The sequence below is a fragment of the Streptomyces sp. NBC_01384 genome, assembly GCF_045040035.1.
Classification (GTDB): domain Bacteria; phylum Actinomycetota; class Actinomycetes; order Streptomycetales; family Streptomycetaceae; genus Streptomyces.
In genome coordinates this window covers 770,750-792,611 of record NZ_CP109560.1, presented here as the reverse complement: position 1 = coordinate 792,611, position 21,862 = coordinate 770,750, and the positions used below count along the sequence as shown (strand labels likewise).

At 67.9% G+C, this 21,862-nt stretch carries 21 protein-coding genes and 1 pseudogene; 16 read left to right on the top strand and 6 right to left on the bottom strand.

Annotated elements, in window-relative coordinates:
• Positions 1-77: 77 nt before the first annotated feature.
• Positions 78-239: a hypothetical protein gene (locus OG747_RS51320; protein ID WP_331743373.1), complete on the bottom strand. Its 162-nt coding sequence runs from the start codon at positions 237-239 to the stop codon at positions 78-80.
• Between the two features lie 1,046 nt (positions 240-1,285).
• On the opposite strand from OG747_RS51320, the gene OG747_RS51315 reads away from it, so the two are divergent.
• From OG747_RS51315 to OG747_RS51265, 11 genes are all read left to right on the top strand, one after another.
• Positions 1,286-2,959 (top strand): trypsin-like serine peptidase, encoded by a 1,674-nt coding sequence (locus tag OG747_RS51315; RefSeq protein ID WP_405886398.1) that lies wholly within the window; start codon positions 1,286-1,288, stop codon positions 2,957-2,959.
• A gap of 352 nt (positions 2,960-3,311) precedes the next feature.
• Positions 3,312-3,836 (top strand): hypothetical protein, encoded by a 525-nt coding sequence (locus OG747_RS51310; RefSeq protein WP_331743379.1) that lies wholly within the window; start codon positions 3,312-3,314, stop codon positions 3,834-3,836.
• A 53-nt stretch (positions 3,837-3,889) separates the two neighbouring features.
• Complete coding sequence (locus OG747_RS51305; protein ID WP_331743385.1) at positions 3,890-5,470, top strand: S1 family peptidase; 1,581 nt, start codon at positions 3,890-3,892, stop codon at positions 5,468-5,470.
• Between the two features lie 169 nt (positions 5,471-5,639).
• Entirely contained in the window at positions 5,640-5,855 is a 216-nt protein-coding gene (locus OG747_RS51300; RefSeq protein WP_331743388.1) for a hypothetical protein, read from the top strand.
• Positions 5,856-5,871: 16 nt separating this feature from the next.
• Positions 5,872-9,228: an ALF repeat-containing protein gene (locus tag OG747_RS51295; RefSeq protein WP_331743390.1), complete on the top strand. Its 3,357-nt coding sequence runs from the start codon at positions 5,872-5,874 to the stop codon at positions 9,226-9,228.
• A gap of 78 nt (positions 9,229-9,306) precedes the next feature.
• Positions 9,307-9,561 (top strand): hypothetical protein, encoded by a 255-nt coding sequence (locus OG747_RS51290; RefSeq protein WP_331743393.1) that lies wholly within the window; start codon positions 9,307-9,309, stop codon positions 9,559-9,561.
• 251 nt (positions 9,562-9,812) lie between these two features.
• The gene (locus tag OG747_RS51285) at positions 9,813-10,010 is read left to right on the top strand and encodes a hypothetical protein (RefSeq protein WP_405886394.1); all 198 of its coding nucleotides are present in this window, start codon (positions 9,813-9,815) and stop codon (positions 10,008-10,010) included.
• 3 nt (positions 10,011-10,013) lie between these two features.
• Complete coding sequence (locus tag OG747_RS51280; protein WP_331765195.1) at positions 10,014-10,589, top strand: hypothetical protein; 576 nt, start codon at positions 10,014-10,016, stop codon at positions 10,587-10,589.
• 304 nt (positions 10,590-10,893) lie between these two features.
• Positions 10,894-12,099 carry a transposase gene (locus OG747_RS51275; RefSeq protein WP_331765194.1) on the top strand — a complete coding sequence of 402 codons (1,206 nt, stop codon included), beginning with the start codon at positions 10,894-10,896 and terminating at the stop codon, positions 12,097-12,099.
• A gap of 378 nt (positions 12,100-12,477) precedes the next feature.
• A complete protein-coding gene (locus OG747_RS51270) occupies positions 12,478-12,615 on the top strand; it encodes a hypothetical protein (protein ID WP_331743406.1) in 138 nt (45 codons plus the stop codon).
• A 98-nt stretch (positions 12,616-12,713) separates the two neighbouring features.
• A complete protein-coding gene (locus tag OG747_RS51265) occupies positions 12,714-12,968 on the top strand; it encodes a hypothetical protein (RefSeq protein WP_331743409.1) in 255 nt (84 codons plus the stop codon).
• 142 nt (positions 12,969-13,110) lie between these two features.
• On the opposite strand, the gene OG747_RS51260 is transcribed toward OG747_RS51265, so the two are convergent.
• Positions 13,111-13,443, bottom strand: coding sequence for a transposase (locus OG747_RS51260; protein ID WP_331743411.1), 333 nt, complete (start codon positions 13,441-13,443; stop codon positions 13,111-13,113).
• Positions 13,444-13,775: 332 nt separating this feature from the next.
• On the opposite strand from OG747_RS51260, the gene OG747_RS51255 reads away from it, so the two are divergent.
• Both OG747_RS51255 and OG747_RS51250 read left to right on the top strand, forming a co-directional pair.
• On the top strand, positions 13,776-14,774 hold the full coding sequence (locus OG747_RS51255) for a DUF1259 domain-containing protein (RefSeq protein ID WP_331743414.1): 999 nt from the start codon (positions 13,776-13,778) through the stop codon (positions 14,772-14,774).
• On the top strand, positions 14,774-15,979 hold the full coding sequence (locus OG747_RS51250; protein ID WP_331743417.1) for a cytochrome P450: 1,206 nt from the start codon (positions 14,774-14,776) through the stop codon (positions 15,977-15,979). Before OG747_RS51255 ends, OG747_RS51250 begins: the two co-directional genes overlap by 1 nt.
• Before the next feature lie 181 nt (positions 15,980-16,160).
• Here OG747_RS51250 and OG747_RS51245 read toward each other — a convergent pair whose 3' ends face one another.
• The 4 genes and pseudogenes from OG747_RS51245 to OG747_RS51230 form a co-directional block, all read right to left on the bottom strand.
• On the bottom strand, positions 16,161-17,345 hold the full coding sequence (locus OG747_RS51245; RefSeq protein ID WP_331743420.1) for a cytochrome P450: 1,185 nt from the start codon (positions 17,343-17,345) through the stop codon (positions 16,161-16,163).
• Between the two features lie 31 nt (positions 17,346-17,376).
• On the bottom strand, positions 17,377-18,744 hold the full coding sequence (locus OG747_RS51240; RefSeq protein WP_331743423.1) for an FAD-dependent oxidoreductase: 1,368 nt from the start codon (positions 18,742-18,744) through the stop codon (positions 17,377-17,379).
• Complete coding sequence (locus OG747_RS51235) at positions 18,734-18,943, bottom strand: ferredoxin (RefSeq protein WP_331743426.1); 210 nt, start codon at positions 18,941-18,943, stop codon at positions 18,734-18,736. Before OG747_RS51235 ends, OG747_RS51240 begins: the two co-directional genes overlap by 11 nt.
• Positions 18,944-19,065: 122 nt before the next feature.
• A pseudogene (locus tag OG747_RS51230) lies at positions 19,066-19,209 on the bottom strand (glycoside hydrolase family 15 protein); the annotation flags it as partial.
• A gap of 330 nt (positions 19,210-19,539) precedes the next feature.
• Here OG747_RS51230 and OG747_RS51225 point away from each other — a divergent pair.
• The 3 genes from OG747_RS51225 to OG747_RS51215 all read left to right on the top strand — a co-directional run bounded on the left by OG747_RS51225 (position 19,540) and on the right by OG747_RS51215 (position 21,150).
• The gene (locus tag OG747_RS51225) at positions 19,540-19,842 is read left to right on the top strand and encodes a hypothetical protein (protein ID WP_331743429.1); all 303 of its coding nucleotides are present in this window, start codon (positions 19,540-19,542) and stop codon (positions 19,840-19,842) included.
• A gap of 432 nt (positions 19,843-20,274) precedes the next feature.
• Positions 20,275-20,676: an SsgA family sporulation/cell division regulator gene (locus OG747_RS51220; RefSeq protein ID WP_405886390.1), complete on the top strand. Its 402-nt coding sequence runs from the start codon at positions 20,275-20,277 to the stop codon at positions 20,674-20,676.
• Positions 20,677-20,820: 144 nt separating this feature from the next.
• On the top strand, positions 20,821-21,150 hold the full coding sequence (locus OG747_RS51215) for an NIPSNAP family protein (protein WP_331743436.1): 330 nt from the start codon (positions 20,821-20,823) through the stop codon (positions 21,148-21,150).
• Positions 21,151-21,862 lie beyond the last annotated feature (712 nt).

Sequence of the window (21,862 nt, the reverse complement as noted above, 5' to 3'; positions counted from 1 at the left end):
CAGGACGTCCCGTTGCGTCATTCACCAGGGCTTGACCTGCGACTCAAGACTCAAACGCAACGGTGTTGTCCTCTCTGTCAGTCGGTGATCTTCACGTAGAAGGGGTCGTTGTCCAAGACGCGGTTGAGGGTGTACATCTCGTCGAGCCGGTTGCCGCCGGCGCGGTTGTCCGTGCACGAGATCAGGCGGACGGAGTACCGGTTGTGGTTGAACCGGTCTGTGCTTGGCCGCAGGCTCAAGTTCTGTCGACGGCGGTTGCATCACCGTTCGGCCGTCGTTGAGGAGTTCTGCGGGACAGTCGGGACCGTTGTGAGATTTCGGTGTGCGGGTAATGAGGTGGTGAGGATCTGGCGTGGTCCCGTACGCCGTCGACAGCCCCCGGATGCTGGTGGATCCGTTGTTCGCGCAGTTCACGAAGTGGTTGACCGTCCGCTCATGGCTTCTCATGCAGGTTAATGCACTACCGCGTTGGGCGATCTACGATCTACAGTATTGGCGCACGTGTTCGAACTGCCCCTGACCAGGGCCTGGTTGAACACGATCCGGGAGCAGCCGCTACCGGATTCGGGGCCCGCTTATGGCGGCGAGTGAGCGGCGGACGCCGCTGGGGGAACGACTTGTCCATCAACGACAGTCCGCAGGCAGATCAGTCCGCGAAGGCGTCACCGCGGCTTGACGGCAGTCCGTCCGTCGCCTGTTCGCTGAGTGCCACGGGTGCTCCGGGTTGGGCAGCAGCGGAAGCGACTGCTTTCCGCCCGTGACGGTGGTGCGGGTTCGCCGTGCCCATCGGTTGAGCGCGAGCCGCGGTAGCGGCGACCGCTGCCCCTGACGCACCACTGGTACGGCCGCTGCCTCGGACACCGCGCCGAACACCGTGGCTTCCTTCTGCTCTTACGCCTGCCCTCCCGTCTGCCGCGCCGCGCCCGGCCCGGCGGTCGTGAGCCGTTACAGGCGCCTCTCGCTTGCACGCATCACCTAGTGGAGTCTTGCTGTGCCCCGATTACGCACGCTGAGTGCGGTCACTGCCATGTTGTGCGGCCTCCTGCTGGCCGTCGACCCCGGCGTGGCCGCCGCGTCTTCTTCCATTACGAGTCAGGCGAGAGGCGTTTCCGCGCCTGTCCCGACAGCGGCCCGGAATGCGTCGCGCGACCACCAGAGCACTGGCGGCGCGGCGGACAAGGGTCGACAGCGCTCCTTGGGCCATGGGCCGGTGCCGTCGGCGTCGTCCGGGGCGATACGGCCCGCTGATCCGGGCGGGGATCCGGACTGGACGGCCGAGGACGCCATGCGGTTCTGGACGCGTGACCGTATGGCGGCGGCAACCGATCCTTCCGGCCGCCTTGCCGAACCGGTGGGACGCGCGTCGGCTCGGGGAGGTCCGGCCGTCAAGCCGGGCGTCAAGCCGGGCGGTGACACCGGTCAGCATTTTGCCGGGATCAAGTCCGTTGGGGTTCTCTACACGGGAAGCGGGCCACAGACGCACTCCTGCACTGCCAGTGTCGTCGACAGCCCTGGGCACGACCTGATCCTCACCGCCGGGCACTGCGAGAGCGCCCATGGCATGTTCGTCCCGCAGTACGTCGGAGGGAAGTCCGCTGACGCCCAGCCGTTCGGGGTCTATCCCGTGCAGGAGTGGTTCCGCGACTCCCAGTGGGCGGCGGACAAGAGCGTCAACTCCGACCTCGACTTCGCCTTTGCGCGGGTCGGCACCTACCAGGGCAAGAACGTCCAGGACGTGGTCGGGGCGAACACGGTGGCCCGCACGCCGGGATTCACCGGCAACGTCACGGTCATCGGCTATCCGATGAGCAAATACGACACGTCGGACCAGGCGGTGAACTGCCCGACCCTGACCGGCGCGCTGGCGGGGTTCAACCAGATGCGCATCGACTGTGCCGGCATGTGGGGAGGCGTCTCCGGCGGCCCGTGGTTTTCCAGGGTCGACCTGAGCGGCTCGGGTACCGGGGAGATCGTGGGCAACGTCGGCGGCTGGAACGGCGGCGGTCCTGATGTGCCGGCCAGTGATCCGCTGTACAACCGGATTACGTACAGCCCCGTGTACGGTGACCGCTTCTTCCAGCTGTACAGCGACGCCGAACTCGGTGACCACACCGATCACGGCCCCTACCAGCAGCCCACGCTTCCCTACTCCATGGGCACCTGGGACACCTGGCGCAACGCACGGCTCCTGGCTTCCGGAGACTTCTGGGGTACCGGACACAGCGACATGATCGCGGTGCGGAATGACGGCCGGGCCACCCTCTACCTCGGTGACGGCAAGGGAGGTTTCGTCTCCGAGCAGCAGCTCGTGGCTCCCAACGGCACGTGGACCCACGCGCAGACCATCACCGCGGGAGACTTCACGGGATCGAAACAGTCCGATTTGATGGTGCGCTGGTCCGACGGCGAGGTCACCCTCTATGGCGATGTCGGAAAGAACGGGCTGAACACTGCCGGCACCCAGATGATCGCCCCTAATCAGACATGGCCGCATGCCACGCAGATTACGGCCGGGCCCTTCACCGCGGGCGCAGGTGCCAGGGATCTCATCGTGCGCTGGTCGGACGGTGAACTGACCCTTTACACCAACGTGAGTGCCGGTACTTTCGGCAAGGAAAACAAATTGAAGGCGCCCAACCCGAGCTGGCAGGATTCCGCTGGTCTCGTCGGCGTTGATTTCTCGGGCAGCGGGAGACGGAATCTCATGGTCCGCTGGTCCAACGGCGCAATCGACACGTACCCGAGTATCACCGCCTCCGGCCTGGGAAGCGCCACCCGCCTTCAGGGTCCCACTCCTTTGTGGACCGGCGACCTGGCCATGACCGCCGGGAACTTCACCGCCAATGGCCGCAGCGACGACCTCGTCGTTCGACGGCCCGACGGCGGAACCACCCTGTACTCGGACACCAGCTCCACCGCACTCGGCACGGAACACGTGCTCGTCGCACCGGCCTCCTGACCTCCCCTTGACCCGACACTCGCCGACTTGTAACGCCCTGATTTCCCTTCGCGTCGGTCATTCATCACTGTCAAGCGAATTAACCGCACCTGCAGACTGGGTGACGTCATGCGGCATGGCGCCGACGGACTCTGATTACCGGCCATTGCGGGTCAGCGGCGTGGCGTGTTTTCGTCTTGCCGTGAATGCTCTGGCCGGTCTCTGTGAATTGTCTGTGAGCATGGTCACGTTGCTCTTCTTCGTGGCGCGTATTTAGGCTCACGGGCGACCTTTATTTTTGCTTTACGTCTGTGTGTGTGGGGGGCTGCAGATGTTCCGTCATGCCGTCACCCATGCCTGGAAAGGAATTCGGGTGACTTCTCGTATGCGTGGGATGCTCGCCGTTGCGGGGGCTGCTGCACTCATGGCGCTTGTGGGCGTACCGGTGCTGGCTTCTGCCGATCCGCAGCCGCCGGGAGGGTCGGCGGGGGCCACGCCGCCGTCCGCGGTGGAGGACTTCGCCTATCCGAACGCGGACCAGATCCAGCGGGACCAGGGCATCAAGCTGATCAAGGGCGACGGACACATCACCCTTGCCGCGTGTGATGCCTCGGTCCAGCAGATCAAGGTCCAGACCGTGCAGGGTCAGGGCGGCGACGTGCAGGGCGCCTACTGCTTCAAGGCCACCGCGAAGAGCGGCTACCTCGCTCTTGAACTCCCGCGTGTCATCGCGCTGGAGACCGCCGACCACCCGATCAGCGCCGACCTCCGGCCGCAGGCTGACCCCTCGGCGCCGGCGACGACGGTGAACGTGGACAAGAACGGCTACAAGAGCGTCGGTGAGGGGACCGCCGGTGGCGCACCCTCCGTCCTGCTGGAACTGCGCGTCACCGGCTGACCGGCCCACCTTGCTCCCATCACCCCCAATTCGACACGATCACAAGGATCTTCATGTCTGGCTACCGTCCGCGCACCGCGTGGACCAGCGGCCTGATCGCCGCCGCGACGCTGACTGCTGCCACCGGCCTGACGGCGGCACCCGCGACCGCCCTGTCCGGGCCGCAGGCCCCCGACGCCATATCCGCCGCCACCGCAAGGCTCGACATCGGGGGAGTACGCGGCTGCTCGGCCACGCTCGTCGCCCCGCAGTGGGTGCTGACGGCGGCGAGCTGCTTCGCCGACGCCCCGGGCGCAGCCGTATCGTCCGGCGCGCCGAAGCTGAAGACGACGGCCACCCTCGGCGGCAGCGCCCAGCAGGTGGTTAATCTCGTTCCCCGCACCGACCGTGACGTGGTCATGGCCCAACTGGCCAAGCCCGTCAGCGGCGTCACCCCGATCCCGGTGGCCGGCACCGCGCCCGGTGCCGGGGACGAGGTCCAGGCCGCCGGGTACGGGCGTGCACACGAGGAGTGGGTGCCCGACCAGGTGCACGCGGCCACCTTCACCGTCCAGACTGTGGGCGCCACCACCGTGGACCTGGCGGCGAAGTCCGATGGTGCCGCGATCTGCAAGGGCGACACCGGCGGCCCCGCGCTGAGTACTGCAGGCGGCCACACCCAGATCATCGGCGTCAACAGCCTGTCCTGGCAGGGCGGTTGCCTGGGCACCGACCCGGCCGAGACCCGCACGGGAGCGGTGGACGCCCGGGTCGACGACCTCGCCGCCTGGGTGCAGCAGGTCGCCTACAGCCCCGCCTTCGCCGCCGCCCCGTGGAAGGACGCCGTGCAGATGACCTCCGGTTACTACACCGGCGGCTCGGCCGGCGGCACCCGTCGTATGGACCTGATCGTCCGCTGGGACGACGGCGAGGTCACCCTGTATCAGGGAGGCGACGGCAATGACCCCGCCCACCCCTTCGCCGCCGAATACCAGCTGGCAGCCCCGAAGAGCATCTGGGCCAAGGCTCTCTCGCTCACCAGTGTCAACGCCGGCGGCGGCACGGACGGGCTGGTCGTGCGCTGGATCGACGGCGAGATGACCCAGTACACGACCGTCGATGCCAAGGGCTTCCACGGCGAGAAGCAGCTCGCCGCGCCGAACACTGCCGTCTGGAAGAACGACGCGCGGCTGCTGACCGGCGGCCGCTTCACCCCCGCAGGTCACCGCGACGACCTGCTGGTCGCCTGGAAAGACGGCCACGTCTCCCTCTTCAGCGACCTGGCGGCCAACGGGCTGAACAAGCAGGCACAGATCGTCGCCAAGAACACCACGTGGCCCTCCGCCGAGCAGATCAGCACGGGCTCGTTCACCGGCAGCGGCACTGATGACCTGCTGGTGCGCTGGATCGACGGCGAGACCACCGTCTACCCGGGCCTGACCAGCAAGGGTCTGCCCGCCGAGATCACCATCCGGCCGCCGAAGTCGAACTGGGCCAACGCCACCGTGGTCACAGCCGGCGCCTTCACCACCACCACCACCAACACCACCGCCGACGACATCCTCGTCCGCTGGAGTGACGGCCACGTCAGCCTCTTCCCCGGCGTGGACGCCAAGGGCCTGCACGACGAGGTGCAACTCGCACCCGCCGGCTGACCGACCAGCACCCCAACACATGGCGTTCGAGGGGCGGCCCCCATGGAAGCGATGGACCGCCCCTCGGGAACTGCCGCCGCGCAGGGCCCATGACCAAAGGCCCCGCCAGCGCGCGGCAAGCCAGTGCGCTCACCCCCAAAAAAGACACAACAGACGAATCGAGTCCGCAGTGACACGTTTACGACTACGACGCCCACGACGCGTCGAGGCAGGCAGACAGCACGCGGTCCGTGTGCTGTGTCTGGGTCTGCTGCCCAGCGCGCTGGTACTGGGCCTGCTGGGACCCGCCCCCACCCCTGCCAGAGCCGACGGCCCCGCACCGGCCGGCACCGGTATCAGTACCGCGCTCCCGGACACCGACCGGGCCAAGGTGGTCCGCCTGTGAGACGGGCGGACCCGGTGTGAGAGCTGCCGCAGAGGCCGCTCTCGTCGGCGGTGACGACGATGTCAAAAAGTTCCTGGCCCAGGCTTCCGATCTCCAGTTCCAGGATGACCGCGTCGCGACCGCTCAGGTCGCCAGCATCGGCGGCCTCAGCCTCCAGGACGCCGCCCGCAAGGCCCTCGACAGCAACTCGCCGGACGGCCTGAAGGCGTTTTTGAAGGACGGGTGGAAGGCGCCGCTGCTCCAGGATCAGCGGGTGCGCGTCGCGCAGATCATTGACGCGGGCGGCCCCGAGGTCCAGAAAGCGGGCCGGGCCGCGCTCGACAGCGACTCGCCTGAGAAGATCCGGGACTTTCTCGCTGACGGGCAGTTCGACCGGCGGGAGCAGGACGAGCGTGTCCAGGTCGCGCAGATCCTCAGTGTGGCAGGCCCGAATGTGGTGGCGGCGGGCCGGATCGCGCTGAATGGCACGGCCGACGACATCCACGAGTTCCTCCAGGTCGGCCAGTACGTGGCCCGCTCGCACGACGAGGAACACGCCACGATCGCCCAACTCGCCGATCAGGCCACGAAGGCGGGCAAGCTCGCCGGGCAGCAGACCCAGGCCGCCAAGGACGCCTCCGCCCGTGCGGTGGCCGCGGCGCAACTGGCCAAGGCAGCAGCCCAGAAGGCCGCTGCCGAAACCCAGGCCGCCCAGCAGGACACCCAGCACGCGGCCGCAGCCGCAGCCCGTGCGGCGAGCGCCGCCCAGCAGGCCGCCACCGCCGCGCAGACGGCGATCGATGCCGCCCAGGCCGCCACCGATGCGGCCCACGTCGCCGCCAACGCCGCCTCGGCTGCCGCCGCTGCCGCCAGCGGTGCCGCCGAGGCAGCCTCCCAAGCCCGCGACGCCGCGGCGAACGCGGCCATCGACGCCGGCCAGGCAGGCGCCGCACGCCAGGCGGCACAGCAAGCGCGGGACGCAGCCGCGGGCGCTCACGCCGCCGCCCAGGCCGCCGACTCGGCCCGGACCGCTGCCGCGTCGGCTGCCGACGCAGCCCAGGCGGCGAGCGGTGCCGGCAGCAACGCCAACGACGCCGCCAACGCGGCCGACCAGGCCAACTCCTACGCCGACCAGGCCGGCGCCCACTCCGCCGAGGCACAGAACGCCGCCGCCGCCGCTCACCGCCACGCCCAGGAAGCAAGCCGTGCCGCCGACGCCGCCTCGGCGCTGGCGCAGGAGGCCGCATCCGCTGCCGGCGAGTCCCGTGACGCCGCGAACGACGCGGCCACCCATGCAGAGAACGCGGCCAAGGCGGCCGACGACGCAGCCGCCCACGCCGGGGAGGCGGCGACCGCCGCCGCTCAGTCCGCTGCGCACGCCGCGGAGGCCAAGAAGGACGCCGCCGCCGCCAGTGCGGCGGTGACCAAGGCCCAGAAGGTCCATGACCTGGCAGTCCGCATCGACACCGAGCAGCTGACCGCCCGTACCAACGAGGCCATCGACCGGGCCAAAGACCTGAAGGCCGCGGAGGATCAGCGCACCGCGGCACAGCAGACGGCCGCGCAGCAGGCGAAGGACCTGCAGGCCGAGGCGGTCAAGCTCGCCGACCAGGCCGCCCAGCCCGGCGCGGATCCCGCGCAGATCGCCCCCGAAGCCCGCAAAGTAGCCCTGGCGACAGCGAAGACCCGCCGCTCCTGGAGCCAGTCCGCCGCCCTCGTGGCCCTGGCCGGCTCCGACCAGGACATGACCGCATACATCCGCACCGGCCGCCAGGACGCCAGCGCCCAAGACGACCGCGAAGACGTCGAACACCTGGCGGAAGCCGCCGGCTCCGCCGACGTACGTGCCGCCGCCTCCAAGGCCCTCGAAGGCGACGCTGCCACGGTGAGCGCATTCCTCGCCACCGGCCAGTACGAGGCCATGAAGCAGGACATGCGCCTGTACATCGCCCGGACGATCGCCAACGCGGGCTCGATCGAGCAGCAGGCAGGCCGCACCGCGCTGGACATGGACACGGCGGGCGCTCTCCGCCAGTTCATCACCACCGACGACGCCCAAGCGCGCACCCAGGACGAACGCGTCCGCGCCGCCCAACTCGCCGACAGCAACAACAAAAGGAGCGGCCCGGAGGTGAAGGCCGCAGCCCGCATCGCCCTCGAAGGGCCCTCCGGCCTGCTCCACGCCTTCATCACCGTCGGCCAGTACAAGGCCCAGCGGCAGGACCAGCTCGCCGCCACCCACGAGTCCCAGATCCAGCAACTCATCGCGCAGGCCGCCGGCGTGGCCGCCACCGCCCAGAAGAACGCGGCCGAAGCGGGCAAGGCAGCAGCCACCGCCGCCAAGGCCGCGGCCGAAGCCGCCGGTTACGCCAAACAGGCCGACCAGTCGGCCAAGGACGCCCAGAAGTACGCAACCCAGGCCAACAGCTACGCCACCCAGGCCGAACAGTCGGCCAAGGACGCCGCAGCCTCGGCCAAGACCGCCCGCACAGCCCAGCAAGACGCCGAAAACGCGGCCGCCGCAGCCGTCACCTCCGCCGCCCAGGCCCACTACTCGGCCACCGCGGCACGCGGCTCCGCAGACTCGGCCTGGACAGACGCCCAGCAGGCACGCGCCTCGGCCACGGCCGCAGGCAAGGACGCCACCGCCGCCAACCAAGCGGCAAACGAGGCGTTCCATACAGCAGTCGTCAAGCGGCAGCAGGCCCAGGCGCAGTTGCGGCAGTGGTATGAGCAGCAGAGGCAAAATAGCCAACAGGATGACGACGGCAGCTGGGTACCGAGCTGGCTCAAGGACACCGTCAATACGATCGGCGACTACGGGCAGGCAATCCTCGGAAACTCCGACATCTGGAAGGGTTTGTTCGAGACGGGTGCCGGCGTCTTCGGCGTCGGGGTAGGCGCCACGATCGACGTCGGGGGTGGAGGCCTGTGCCTGACAATCATCGGCTGTCTTGAGGGAGCACCGGCGATCGTCGTCGGCACCGGGATAGCAGGCACGGGGATCTACGGAATTACCGACGGCATCAGTCGATTCAACAACGGCCTCGGACAAGCCCTGCGCGAGGCTGAGGGCACGCCCGCTTCGGGAGAGCCCCAGGTCGACTCAAACGGCTGGCCTGTTCCCACCCAGAGCAACTGCTTGGAGTGTGCCGAGGTGATCAAGGGCAAGGCCGGTGGCGAGATCTACGAAATGAAGGACTCCCTGGGAGCAAAACTGGGCCCGTCCAAACGCGACCCCTTTGGGAAGTGGCACAACCACTTCCTGGTGATCAAAGATGGTCGAGCGTACGACGCGTTCACCGGTTCGGGAGGCATGGAACTGGACGCATATCGCCAACAATGGGATTACTGGCAATATATTCGCCTCGACTGGCGACCTGACCTGGGGTAGATGATGGAAATCCAAGAACTCTGCTTCCACCTGCGGAATCGACGCCGAATGTATCTACTGGACGACCGATTCTCAACGATGGTGGCATTCATCGAAGGGTTCTGCACCGCTCTTGGGAGCTCCCCGCTGAGTGGATTTCAGGACTGGGTTTGCGAAAGGATCCTTGGTAGACGCTCGAGTGTCCACTGGGCGTACGTGATCGCCTCAACCAGAGTGTCCGAAATCCTCGACGGGAACAGGCCCATCGACCGCGTTCCCCCCGAGGTGGAGGCCTACCTGGCAGACCTGACACTTGACCTTATCGAGGAATTCTCGAACCGTCCGGCCGCCTGAGATAAACACAGCGGCCTCGGCCTGTTCGCCAGGCGATACGCCTGGCGAACAGGCCGACCGGCTTTGTGGGCGGTGGAGCTTCCAAGGGTGCTGAGGCAGGTGCTCTGGGGGACCGAAGGGAAGAATATGTAGCAGATCTAATTGGCGGCAGGGTCGCTAAGGATGCAAAGGGGCAAGACATCAAGATTGTCATGCCTAACGTTGGATCCAGTGGAATAGATGCAATAGGCCCGAATGGAGAGTATGTATACGTGGGCGGAGGGGTGGAAGCGGCCAATCCTTCGAAGTTCGGAAAGGCGCTCAAAATCAACAAATATGCCGCTGACGAGGCGGGCGTGCCAGCCATCTACTACCTGGACGCGTCCAACACCCCCGAATCGGCAATCAACCAAGCGCGCAAGGTGTTCGGTCCCGATAACGTCCACACTTTCAACATGCCTAAGGGGTGAAAAGTGGGAGACGGATTCATTCGATGGTACCGCGAGACGGGTGCGGAGTCAGTTTTTTTTTGCGACCAGGTTGCCGTGTTTGAGCAACACGGCTTCACTCTCGCCCACCCCAGGACCGGTGTCGCGACCGTGGTCAACGTCGATGGCGACGATGTTCCCGTCGGGTTCGAGGTACTCAACCTGCTCATCGGGCTCAGGGCTGCATCCATCAGTATCAATTGGTGGAAGTCGGCAGATATCAATGTCGTAGGCTCGTATACACACGAGCCGCTCGGCTGTGAAATCCAGACGTTCTGGGTGGATGGCTTGACGACCGAAGAGGCGCGAGCATTCAATTCCGCTGTCGTGTCGACCATGTCTCGAGTCGCGACGCCGACGCGCGCTCTCGTGTCCGATTACCGGGGAATCACTGACGCTGGCGACTGGGATTCGGCAATCTTGTACGGTGGCGTAGAAATTCCAGGGGTCGTTGACTCCCTACTCCTGGGCCCAGAGCCTTCGAGGCGGATCCTCTCGAATTCGACACAACTCCGCGGCGCAGCGGTAGGAGACTCTCTGACGAGAGTGACCGCGACCTGACGGCTTAGCCTCGATCTTGCGTGAGGGTCCGTCAGCTTGCTGACGGACCCTCTTTCGCATGTGGCGGCTGGTGTTTTCGGCGTCCGGGCAGGTTGAGCGCCCGGCTGTTGAAGTCAACACCGTGACTCTGTTGGTGATCTTCAGCGGGTGCTGACAGCTGTTCCGGTCGGTGCTTCAGTGGAGGCAGCGGGGCGGTGCCGAGGTCGGGGCGGGCCTGATGTCGTTGCAGCCAGGGGATTACCAGCGGATTCCGGCGCGGACGGTGCGCACGGTGTGGGCGGCGTGCCCGAAGGGAACCCCCGCGATGCTGGTGCGGGATCGCCTCGATGTGCTGTTCGGGGATGAGGAGTTCGCGGATCTCTATCCCGCTGATGGGCGGCCGGGTTTCTCGCCGGGGCAGCTCGCGCTGGTGTCGGTGCTGCAGTTCGCCGAGGATCTGTCGGACCGGGCGGCTGCTCAGGCGGTTCGCACTCGGATCGACTGGAAGTACGCTCTGGGGCTGGAGTTGGAGGACACCGGGTTCGGCTACTCGCTGCTGAGCGATTTCCGCGCCCGCCTGGTGCAAGGCGACGCGGTGGACCGGATGTTGCGTGTGATGCTCACGCGGCTGACCGAGGCGGGATTGCTGAAGGCCGGCGGGCGGCGGCGTACCGACGCGACGTATGTCCTGGCCGCGGTGCGACGGCTCAGCCGTCTGGAGCTGGCCGGGGAGAGCTTGCGGGCCGCCCTTGAGGAACTGGCCGAGATCGCGCCGGAGTGGCTGCAGCCGCTGATCGAACCCGAGTGGGACAAGCGGTACGGGCGGAAGATCGAGATCCGGAAGGTGCCCGGTGGACCGGAGGCCGTGATCGCGCGGGCGGAGACTTTCGGACGGGACGGGCAGAAGGTGCTGGCCGCCCTGTGGTCCCCCGACGCACCGGGCCGGCTGCGGACTCTGCCCCAGGTGGAGGTTCTGCGACAGGTGTGGGTTCACCACTACTACTGGGACGAGGAAGGACAGCTCCGCTGGCGTGACGGGCACGCGCTGCCACCGGCGAGCCTGCGCTTCGATTCCCCCTACGACACCGACGCGCACTACTGCACCAAGAACGGCACCGAGTGGAGCGGCTATCGCGTGCACTACACCGAGACCTGCGAGGAACAGCGGCCCGAGATCGTGGTGCACGTGGCCACCACGATCGCCCCGGTCCAGGACGGTCAGCTCACCGAGCAGATCCACGACGACCTGGCCCAGGCCGCCCTGGTCCCGGCCGAGCACGTGGTCGATGCCGCCTACATCACCCCGGCCCGCGTCCAACGCGCCCAGCAGGTCCACGGTATTACGCTGCTCGGCCCGATCGTCGCCGACCACAGCCGCCAGGCCAAGAGCGGCGAGGGCTTCGGGAAGTCCGCCTTCACCATCGACTGGGACTTACAGCAGGCGACGTGCCCCCGCGGCAAGACCAGCTCCCAGCCGGGGACGCTCCGCATCCAGGGCCACCAATACCTTCAGTTTGAAGTTTCCCCGTGATCTTGGGCACGTTGTTGTTACGCCGCGAGGGCTTGGTCTTGCCGGTAGCGCAGGCGTGTTTCGTGGGGCGTGAGATAGCTGCGGCGGACCCGGCCACCGTGGCCGGGGTGATCAGCGACAACAGGACCGAGCACGACATCCCGCACACCGTCTCCTGCCGCGCCCTGGGCGTGAGCGAGTCGTGGTTCTACAAGTGGCGCGATCGCCCGCCCACCCGTCGTGAGCTGTCGTGCGGATGGTTGCGGCCACCATCTCCGCGGCGTCCTTGGGGATCACCGCAAAGACGATGCGCTGTCCGCAGCGGAAAAGTGGGTCGGACCTGGGTATACGGAGCCCGTTGCGGGGAGTGGCCGGTTTGTCTCCAAGGACGGAACACGTGTGGCCAGGATGGGTGAGTCGGACATCACGGGACAGCATGGCGGGGGCCCGCACATGAACTTCGAGCGACTGGCCCCGAACCCGAAGAAGCCCGGCAAGTCCATGGTCGTGGAAAACAGGCACATCTACCTCGGGTGAGCGTGTGACCGTTACCTGGGACGGGAGTCGCCTTGGTGCAGTACGCCCGAGGCGACTCCCGCGCCGGACATCACCACAAGATGCAAAGGAGCCCCAAGGTGGAGCACATTGTCCAGGTCCCCGATTATCGCCCTGGAGGCGGTCTACTGCTTTCCGGGGACGAGGATTTCGAAATCGCCGTCTCGGTCAGCGGGTCAGAGGTCTCTATCAAGGCCAACCGTGCGGGCCTGGTCTCGCTCGCTCGTCACCTCCTCACCCTGGCACAGGACCAGGTACACGAAGGAGCCCACGTTCACCTGACGGCAGACCAGGAGATCGAGTCCGACCACGACCTGATCCTCGAACGGGCGTGAGTCAGTCCGTTCGGCTGACCAGGAAAACAGCTCAAGGTGCCGAACGGGTGCCTGGGTCGAGTCCCATACGGCAATGACCTACCCCAGGGAGTCGCCTTGGTGCAGTACGACCGAGGCGACTCCTGGTAACTGTTCAGGACTTTCAGCTGGTTGTGGGCAGCGTCCATGGCCGTCCTGCGAAGAGGTCGCGTAGGGCGGTGAGGGGGTTGATGCCGTGTTTGCGTACAGTGGAGATGTAGGAGCGGATCCGGGCGAAGCGCTTCGCGCCGGTCAGGGTCCGCCAGGATCCGGAGATCTTCTGTTGCGCTTTGACCATTCTGAGGTCGCGCTCGGCCTGGTTGTTGTCGAAGGGGACCGCGAAGTCGGTCATGTACTGCTGGTAGTCACCGGTGCGGTCTCGTAGTCGTTCGGCCAGCGCTCTGACCTTGGACTTTGGTCCCTTGCCCGGGTTCGGGTTGGCGGCGATGCCGCACAAGGCGGCCTGCCGGTAGCGGTCCGGATCGTGCTGCTGACGGCTGCGGGCAGCACGGACAGCCTGGACGCGGGCCGACAGGCGTCTTCCGCCACGATCCTAAGCGGATCCGCGCGGTCCGCATGACCGCACGACTCGGCGAGGCGTCGTCCTTCGGCCGCCACGGCATGTCCGGCAGACGCTGGTTGGGATGACCTCGATGGCTCGCGCGGCGAGTTGCTGTACAGCCGCGGTCCAAAGGAGGCAGTCAGTTAGCCCACCTGGCGGGATGTAAGTGTGCCGATCAGCGGTCCACGCGGTCTCCCGTGCTTGCATCACGGCAGGAGGCATATGACATGGATGACGAGCGACAGCAGGGCACCCGCTCCCGGCTCACCGCGTCCCGGCGCCGTGTGCTGGCCGCGGCCGCCCTTGCGCCCCTACTCACCGGTGTGCCTGCCGGGGCCCGCGCCCTGTCCGCCGGACCGCAGGACCGCGCCCTGGTCGAACCGGTGATGACCAAGCTGGCGGACTGGGCGGACGTGGGCGAGGCTCTCGGCCGACCCGGTGACATAAGGCGGTTCATGTACCACACGGGCTTGCCGCGCTGGGACCTCACGGTCTTCTCCCGCGGCATCCGGATCAACCCCGCGCTCGCCCTGGGCACACACGTGTCCTTCGTCCGGTACGCAGACCACAGCACGCTTTTGATGGGCGACGCCGTGGTCACCGAGCGCGAACTGCAGCACTTCAGTGACGTCCTGCAGGAGCACGGGATCATGCAGACCGCCATCCACAAGCACCTGCTCGCCCACGAGCCGGATGTCTGGTGGGTTCACCTGCATGCCCACGGCCACGATCCGGTCACCGTCGCCCGCGGTCTGCGCGCCGCATTCGACTGCACCGGCACCCCGCCCGCCGAACCCACCACCACCTCGCCGCCCGTCGACCTGGACACCGCCGCGATCGACGCCGTCATGGGCGTCAAGGGCGCCACCGACGGCGAGATCTACAAGTGCACCTATGTCCGCCGCGAGACCGTCGCCGACGGCCCTGTGATCCTGCCTCCGGGACTGGGCACCACCACCTCCGTCAACTTCCAGCCGCTCGGCGGCGGAAGGGCCGCCCTCAGCGGTGACCTGGTCATGATCGCCGAGGAGGTCCAACCCGTCCTCGTGGCCCTGCGGCACGGTGGCGTCGAACTCGTCGAGGTGCACCACCACAACCTCACCGACGAACCACGCCTGTTCTTCGTCCACTACTGGGCCGTCGGCGATGCCGTCTGCCTCGCCAAGGCCATTCGCCGGGCTGTGGACACCACCAATGTCGTACCCATGCCCGGAGGAACCGCCTGATGACCGCGGACGACGAGACAACCATCTGCCCGTTCGACTTCAGCGAAGCCCTGGAGTTCGACCCTGCGCTCGCGGACCTGATGCAGCGCGATTCCCCCGCACGCATCCGGCTTCCCTACGGCGATGCGGACGTCTGGCTGGTCACCGGCTTCGACTCCGTCAAGCAGGTGACCACCGACCACCGGCTCAGCCGGGCCGCCATCATCGGCCACGACTACCCCCGGCTGACGCCGGAGCCCATCGTCTCGCCCGAATCGATCAACGTGATGGACCCGCCGCACAGCAGCCGCGTCCGCCGGCTGGCCTCGCAGGCCTTTACCCAGCAGCAGGTCGACGGGATGCGGAGCCGGATCACCTGGCTCGCGGACGTCCTGCTGGACAAGATGGAGGAGGACGGCCCGCCGGCGGACCTGGTTCAGCACCTCTCCGACCCGCTTCCCCAGCACACCATCCTGGACCTCCTCGGCGTCGAACGGGAGGAATGGCCCCGAATGCAGGAGTCCGTGCGCCAGCTGCTCGTCGTCGGCGCGGACAACAAGGAGGCCGCGGCGAGCGCCAAGTCCGATCTGACGGCCTACTTCGCCAAACTCATCGAGCAGCGCCGCAACTCACCCGGCAAGGACCTCATCAGCGCGATGGCCGCAGCGCGGGACGGCGAGGACCAGCTTGACGACAGGGAACTGGCGGTCATGGCACTGACGCTGACACTCAGCGGCCAGGACACGGCGACATGCCAGATCAGCGACATCGCGTACCTGCTCCTGACTCGTCCCGAGCTGATGGAACACCTCAGGCGCCGGCCGGAGACCCTGACTGACGTCCTGCAGGAGATGCTCCGCCACATCCCGTTCCGCAAGGGGGTCGGTATCCCCCGGGTGGCCCTTGAGGACGTGGAGCTGGACGGCGTACGGATCCGGGCGGGCGACTTCGTCCACGTGTCGTACCTGACGGCCAACCGTGACCCGGAGCGCTTCCCAGCCTCCCACGTCCTCGACCCCGACCGGCCGTACCAGCCGCACATGACGTTCGGCTGGGGCGGACACCGGTGCATCGCGGTGCCCTTGGCCATGGCGGAGCTGGAAGTGGCGATCGGGCGCCTCTTGGAGCGCTTCCCCGGGCTGCGGCTTGCGGTGTCGCCGGAGGAAGTGCGGTGGGACACGGAGACGATCCGGCGGTTCCCGCTGGAGCTGCCGGTGGCTTGGTAGGAACGCCTGAATCGCGCCGGCCGCACACCCTGAGCTGTTCCAACCTCGCAGCCTCACGATGAGGTTGGAACAGCCTCAGTGAAGTCACGGCGCCAAGGCAGGGCGACCAAGCGGTTGGCCTGCCTTGCCGAGTCCGTGCAGAACCTGGGGGATTGGTCAGACCATAAAGATCAAGCTCAGCTCAGAGTTGGACGGGCAGGTGGCGCGGCCCGCGGAGCATGGCGTTCTGCCGGTAGGGCGGCGGGTCCTGGACCAGGCGTGCCGTGCCGAGTTGGGGGAGCAGCGCGCCCAGTGCGGCCTGGGCCTCGATGCGGGCGAGGGGTGCCCCGTAGCACAGGTGGATGCCGCTGCCGAAGCCGAGGTGCTGGTTGTCCGGGCGGGTGGGGTCGAACCGGTCGGGCTCGTGGAACCGCTTGGGGTCGCGGTTGCCCGAGGCCAGCGCCAGTACGACGGAGGTGCCTTCGGGGATCGTGGTGCCGGCGACGTCGATGTCGGCGAGCGGGATGCGCCCGCGGATGTGGACCGGGGGTTCGTAGCGCAGCAGTTCCTCCACCGTTCGCGGCAGCAGGTCGGGTTCGCGACGCAGCTGGTCCAGGTGCTCGGGCTGGCGCAGCAGGGTGAGGACCCCGTTGGTGATCAGGTTGACCGTGGTCTCGTGTCCGGCGATGAGCAGCAGGATGGCGGTTTCCGCGAGTTCCTCCTCGGTGAGCCGCAGGGCCGGGTCCGGCTCGTTGACGAAGGCGGAGAGCATGTCGTCGGTCGGGTGGCCACGGCGCTGCTCGGCGAGGTTCACCAGGTACCCGCCCAGCTCGATCCGCGCCTGGTTGCCGGCCTTGTCCGTCTCGGTGGTGTCCTCTTCGGGCCTGACGTCGGCGGCTGCGACCAGAGCGTCGGACCAGGCCCGGAACAGCGGTTCGTCCTCGCGCGGTACGCCGAGCAAGCGGCAGATCACCGTGACGGGCAGCGGGTAGGCGAAGGCGTCGACGACGTCGATCTGCCGGCCCGCCTCGAAGGGCTCCAGCAGTTCCTTGGTGATCCGGTCGATCTCACCGCGCATGGCATCGACCCGGCCCGGGCTGTGCGGCGGGCCGAACGGCCGCATGGCCAGGGTGCGCAGCCTGTGGTGCTCGGGGTCGTCGAGCCGCAGGAACGGCGGCTTGTGGGTCGCCTCGCCACGGGTGTGGGGATCGACACTGATCCGTGGGTCGTGGAGCAGAGCGGCGATCTCGTGATAGGTGCCGATCAGGTAGCTGCCGTCTGCCTGCCGCACCACGGGACCGGCCTCGCGGAGTTCCTCGTACAGCGGGTAGGGGTTGGGGCGGTTGGCGTAGTCGGTGATCCGCGCCAGCAGGGTGTCGGAGTCCATGGTGGCTCCTCGTGGTTGGGCGGGACCTGGGTCAGCCCGTGGGCTGCACCACGGTCAGCCGGCGGTCGGGGAGGTATCCGGTGAGCGCCACGGTGGGGCCGTGGGACAGCCCACTCGGGTCCGGCACGTCGGATGGAATCGGGATGTCGGCCGCGATCGCACGGTCCTGCGCGCCGGGTGGGGGCGGGAAGGGAGCGGCGGTCTCGATCAGGTGCCGGTAGTAGTCGAGCGACTTGGCCATGTCGACGGTGACCGCGGCGGTGACCCGTCCCCGGTAGCCGTAGACCATGGCCAGGCGGCGCGCCTCCAGGGAGCCCTGGGCGATGATCACGTGGTCGGAGTAGGTGGGCACGCCCACCGATTTGATGTTGAGCCCGAACTGGGTCGACCAGAACGTCGGGATGGCCAGGTGCGGGCGCCGCAGGGGCCCCGGACTGACCATGTTGTGGGCCGCCACCTCGGCCTGCTCGACCGCGTTGCCCCAGTGCTCCAGGGAGAGCATCTGGTAGCCGAACAGCGGGTGGGGGAAGCGGGAGACGTCACCGGCCACGAAGATGTCGTCGGTGACGATTCCGTACATGTTGAAGGCGCGGCATCCGGCGTCGCAGGCGATCCCGCGCGGGCCCGCCGCCAGTCCGGACTCCGCCAGCCACTCGACGTTGCGGACCGCACCCAGCGCCACGACGCAGACGTCGGCGTCGACGCGGCTGCCGTCGGACAGCTCCGCACGGGTGAAGCTGCCGTTCCCGCGCAGGGCGGTGACCGTCACCCCGGTGCGCAGGTCCACGCCGTGGTTGCGCTGCATGGCGGCCGCGAGCTTCGCCAGTGTGCCGCCGAGCGCGCCCACCAGGGGTGCGGGGCCGCGTTCGGCGACCGTGACCTCCAGCCCTCGTTCCCGGCAGGCCGAGGCGATCTCCGAGCCGGTGAAACCGCCGCCGATCACCAGCACCCGCTCGGGCCCGGCGGCCAGCCGCTCGGCCAGTCCCCCGGCGTCCTCGCGGGTGCGCAGAGTGAACACCCCGTCCAGGGCGCCCTCCTCCGGGTTGGGCCAGGGCCGCGCCCGGGTCCCGGTGGCGATCAGCAGCCGGTCGTACGGCAGCGACTCGCCGTCCTCCAGCAGCACCCGTTTTTCGAGAGGGTCCAGGCCGGTGGCGCGGACGCCCAGCCTCCACTCGGCATCCGGGTCCCGGCGCATCGGCAGCCCCGTGGTGTCCGCCGTCGCCTGGCCGAGCAGCACCTGCTTGGACAGCGGCGGCCGGTCGTAGGGCGGGTGGGGCTCGTCTCCGACCACGGTCAGTGAGCCGGTGAAGCCCTCCTCGCGCAGCGCCTCCGCGGCCCGTAGCCCGGCCAGCGACGCGCCGACGATGACGATACGGCCGTCCTTGAGGTCATCGGGCACCGCCGCTCACCTCTTCCCCGAGGAGGATGGCCTGGACCGGGCACGCCGCCGCGGCCTGGCGCACGCGCTCGACCTGGTCGTCGGAGACGGCGGTGGCGTATAGCAGCCCCTCCTCACCGTGCAGCTCGAACACCTCCGGCGCGAGGAACACGCACTGCGCGTAGCCCTGGCAGCGCGTGAGGTCGACAACGGTCCGCATCCTCACCACTTCCTCCGTGTCTCGCCCCCTCGTTTCCAGCATGGGGGCAGACCCGGACGCCCGCACGGCCGCAGCTGCGAGGACGGCGGTCGTGTGTGGCTCCCGCCGCGGGAGGGCGGCGGTCAGCCCAGGGCGGGGTCGAGGTCGAAGGCGGCGCTGATGAGGGCGAGGTGGGTGAAGGCCTGGGGAAAATTGCCCAGTTGCTCTCCGGTGTGGCTGATCTCCTCGGCGTACGGGCCGAGATGGTTGGCGTAGGTGAGCATGCGGATGGCGCGTTCGATGGAGACCCAGCACCGCAGATGCTGTGGCTGATCTCGGCGAGGACGTCCAGCTGTTCAGCGGGGACACGTCGACGAAGCAGTGGCGCGGACCTTCGGTCAGGGTCGTCCGGACAGTCCCGACCCGGTGTTCTCCCGGTCGCTGCCGGCCGTGCGGGCCACCTTCGCCGCCTCGACATTTCCATACGACGTATGGTAGCACTGGGGAGGGCCTTCCATACGTCGTATGGAAAGGATTGCTCGGACAACGCCAGGCGCCTCACATCGCCTGCACAAGCAACCGTCGGTGCAGATCGCACCAACCGGGAAGGAAAGACCATGAAGAAGCTCGCGAAGTGCATCGCTGTCGCTGCCTCCTCCGTGGCGGTCGCGGGTGCCGCCCTTCTCTGTGCCGGGGGCACCGCTTCGGCCGCGACTCCTGCCTCCGCGTACGTCCAGCGCCCGGCCGTCGACGTCAGTGCCGACGACTACCGCTGGGACCACGGTGTCGGCTACCTGCTCGAGCAGGGTTACTCCTGGGACGAAATCCGTGGCTGGCACCACGACGACCGCGTCACCGATTCGGCTCGGCATGGCCGCGATGGTCACTCCTGCCGCTGGGACGGCGAGGGACGTGGCTGAGAGTGCGACAGGTCGCACCGGCACGACTGGAACCGCTACGAGCACGACGGCCGGGACCGGCATCGCGACCGGAACCACGGTGGCCGGTGAGACAGATTCCGCTTGTGCCCGTGGGCCCAGCCTGTGCGCCTCGCCGTCATGCCTGTCGGCGGCAGGGACGCGACCGCTGGTCCGGGGGTCAGCGGTCCTGACCGCAGCCCAGGCGGTCGGCCGGGTGAGGCCCTGCCCCTCTCACACCTGCCTGCGCACGCCAACCATGTGTCGCAGGCTCGCTCGCCCGGCTGCCGCGACGTCACGAATCGTGGGGTCCGCTGATGCCGTCCGGCGCCCGGGCCCTGCTGTAACCCCTCTCCCTTCGTTGAAGACCGCCCAGCGGCGGGGCGCAGCCGAGGCAGAGGCGCCGTGGAGTGAACGATGGAGTCTTTGAGGACCGTGGTGCAGGGGGTGGCCGTGCAGCTTGTTGTCTCGCGCGACTACTCGCTGTCCATGTGTATGCGCCTGCGGTACGAGCCCAGTGATCCCTACGTCGTCCGTGCCACCTTTTTCGCCCACAGCGACGATCCGGTTGATTGGGTCCTGGGGCGTGATCTTCTGGCTGACGGCCTGAGCGGTTCCGCAGGCGATGGGGACATCCGGATCTGGTCGGCCGTTGCCCGCGGTGACCAAGCGATGTACATCGCCCTCGGGTCTTCTGCGGGCACCGCCTTGCTCGAGGTTCCCGTGCAGGACGTCAGGACCTTCCTGGAGAACACGGAGGCTCTGGTGCCACAGGGCACCGAGTCCGGACACATCGACTGGGATGTCGAACTGGCGAACCTGCTCGCGGAAAGCTGAGAGAAGCCTGCCAACTGGCTTGCGGAATAAATCCGTTGCACGCCCCTTCGTCCGCTGTCGCCGGACGAAGGATCCGGACACGGCCTCCACTGCGTCACGCCCGACCACTGACAACCATGCCCAGAAGAAAAGGAACGAGTGTTCATGTCCCAGTACCAGCTTCGTGTCTACACACTGTGCAGCCCTAAGGCGCTCGTCGCCTACGAGAACATCTGGTCCAAGCACATTCCCGGTCTGGCCAAGCACCGGATCACCACACACGGCGTCTGGACGGTGCCCGCGGCTCCCGGGAGCGAGGCGCCCCATCTGTACGCCCTCGTTTCCTACAGGGACGCCGACGACGTGCAGGAGCGGCTGCAGGCGTACCTGTCCAGCCCTGAGTTCCGCGCCGACATGGAAGGCTTCGACATCAGCCAGATCGTCGACGTCGCCGAGTCCGTGCTGACGCCCACCGCCGACTCACCCTTGCGGTGACAGGGACCGAGCCGATCGAAGTGACCCACACGGTCGAGGGTCGATCCGCATGCCGCGGTCAGTCGTGATCAAGTCGCCCGGCGTTGCATCACCTGGCGCACACGTTCCACCGGCGCGGACGGCGATGGGCTGACGGAGCCGGCCGACACCGGGCGGTCTCACCTGGTCTCGGGCGGCAGGATGACGACTGCGGCGACCTTCGCGTCCGTAGCGGCGCGGTTGTGCGCAGGAGTCTCGCCGAGCAGGCGAGCTCCCGGTGGTCGGCCATGCCGGATTCGGCATGGCCGGCAGCGGTGCCAGGACCTGGTGCTCCGGGGAGTGGACGCGTACCAGCGACACCGTGCGCCAGGCTTCGGCTGCTGCCGCGTCCGAAGCTCGGCAGGCCGGGGCATGGGCAGGGTCGTCGTCCGGAGTGCGAGCGAGCCGTACGGCAGCGTCCAGGGCCCTGGCCACCACCAGAGGGCTGCGGTTCTTGGGACCTTACGGGACCGGGGGCCATGCAGGCCATCCAGGCGAGCGAAGCAGCGGCAAGGGTGAGCGCGAGGTGGCCTGGGATGTCGGCGAGGCGCTGCGGAAAGCAGGCGCAGCCGGCGGCGACGAACATGACGACGACGTTGCCCGGAACGCCGATCCGGGTGGCCTCGCACACGAGCTTGTGAGCAGCGGCAAAGAGGGCTGTCACAGCACCCCGGACCGCGGTGCTGCGGGTGGT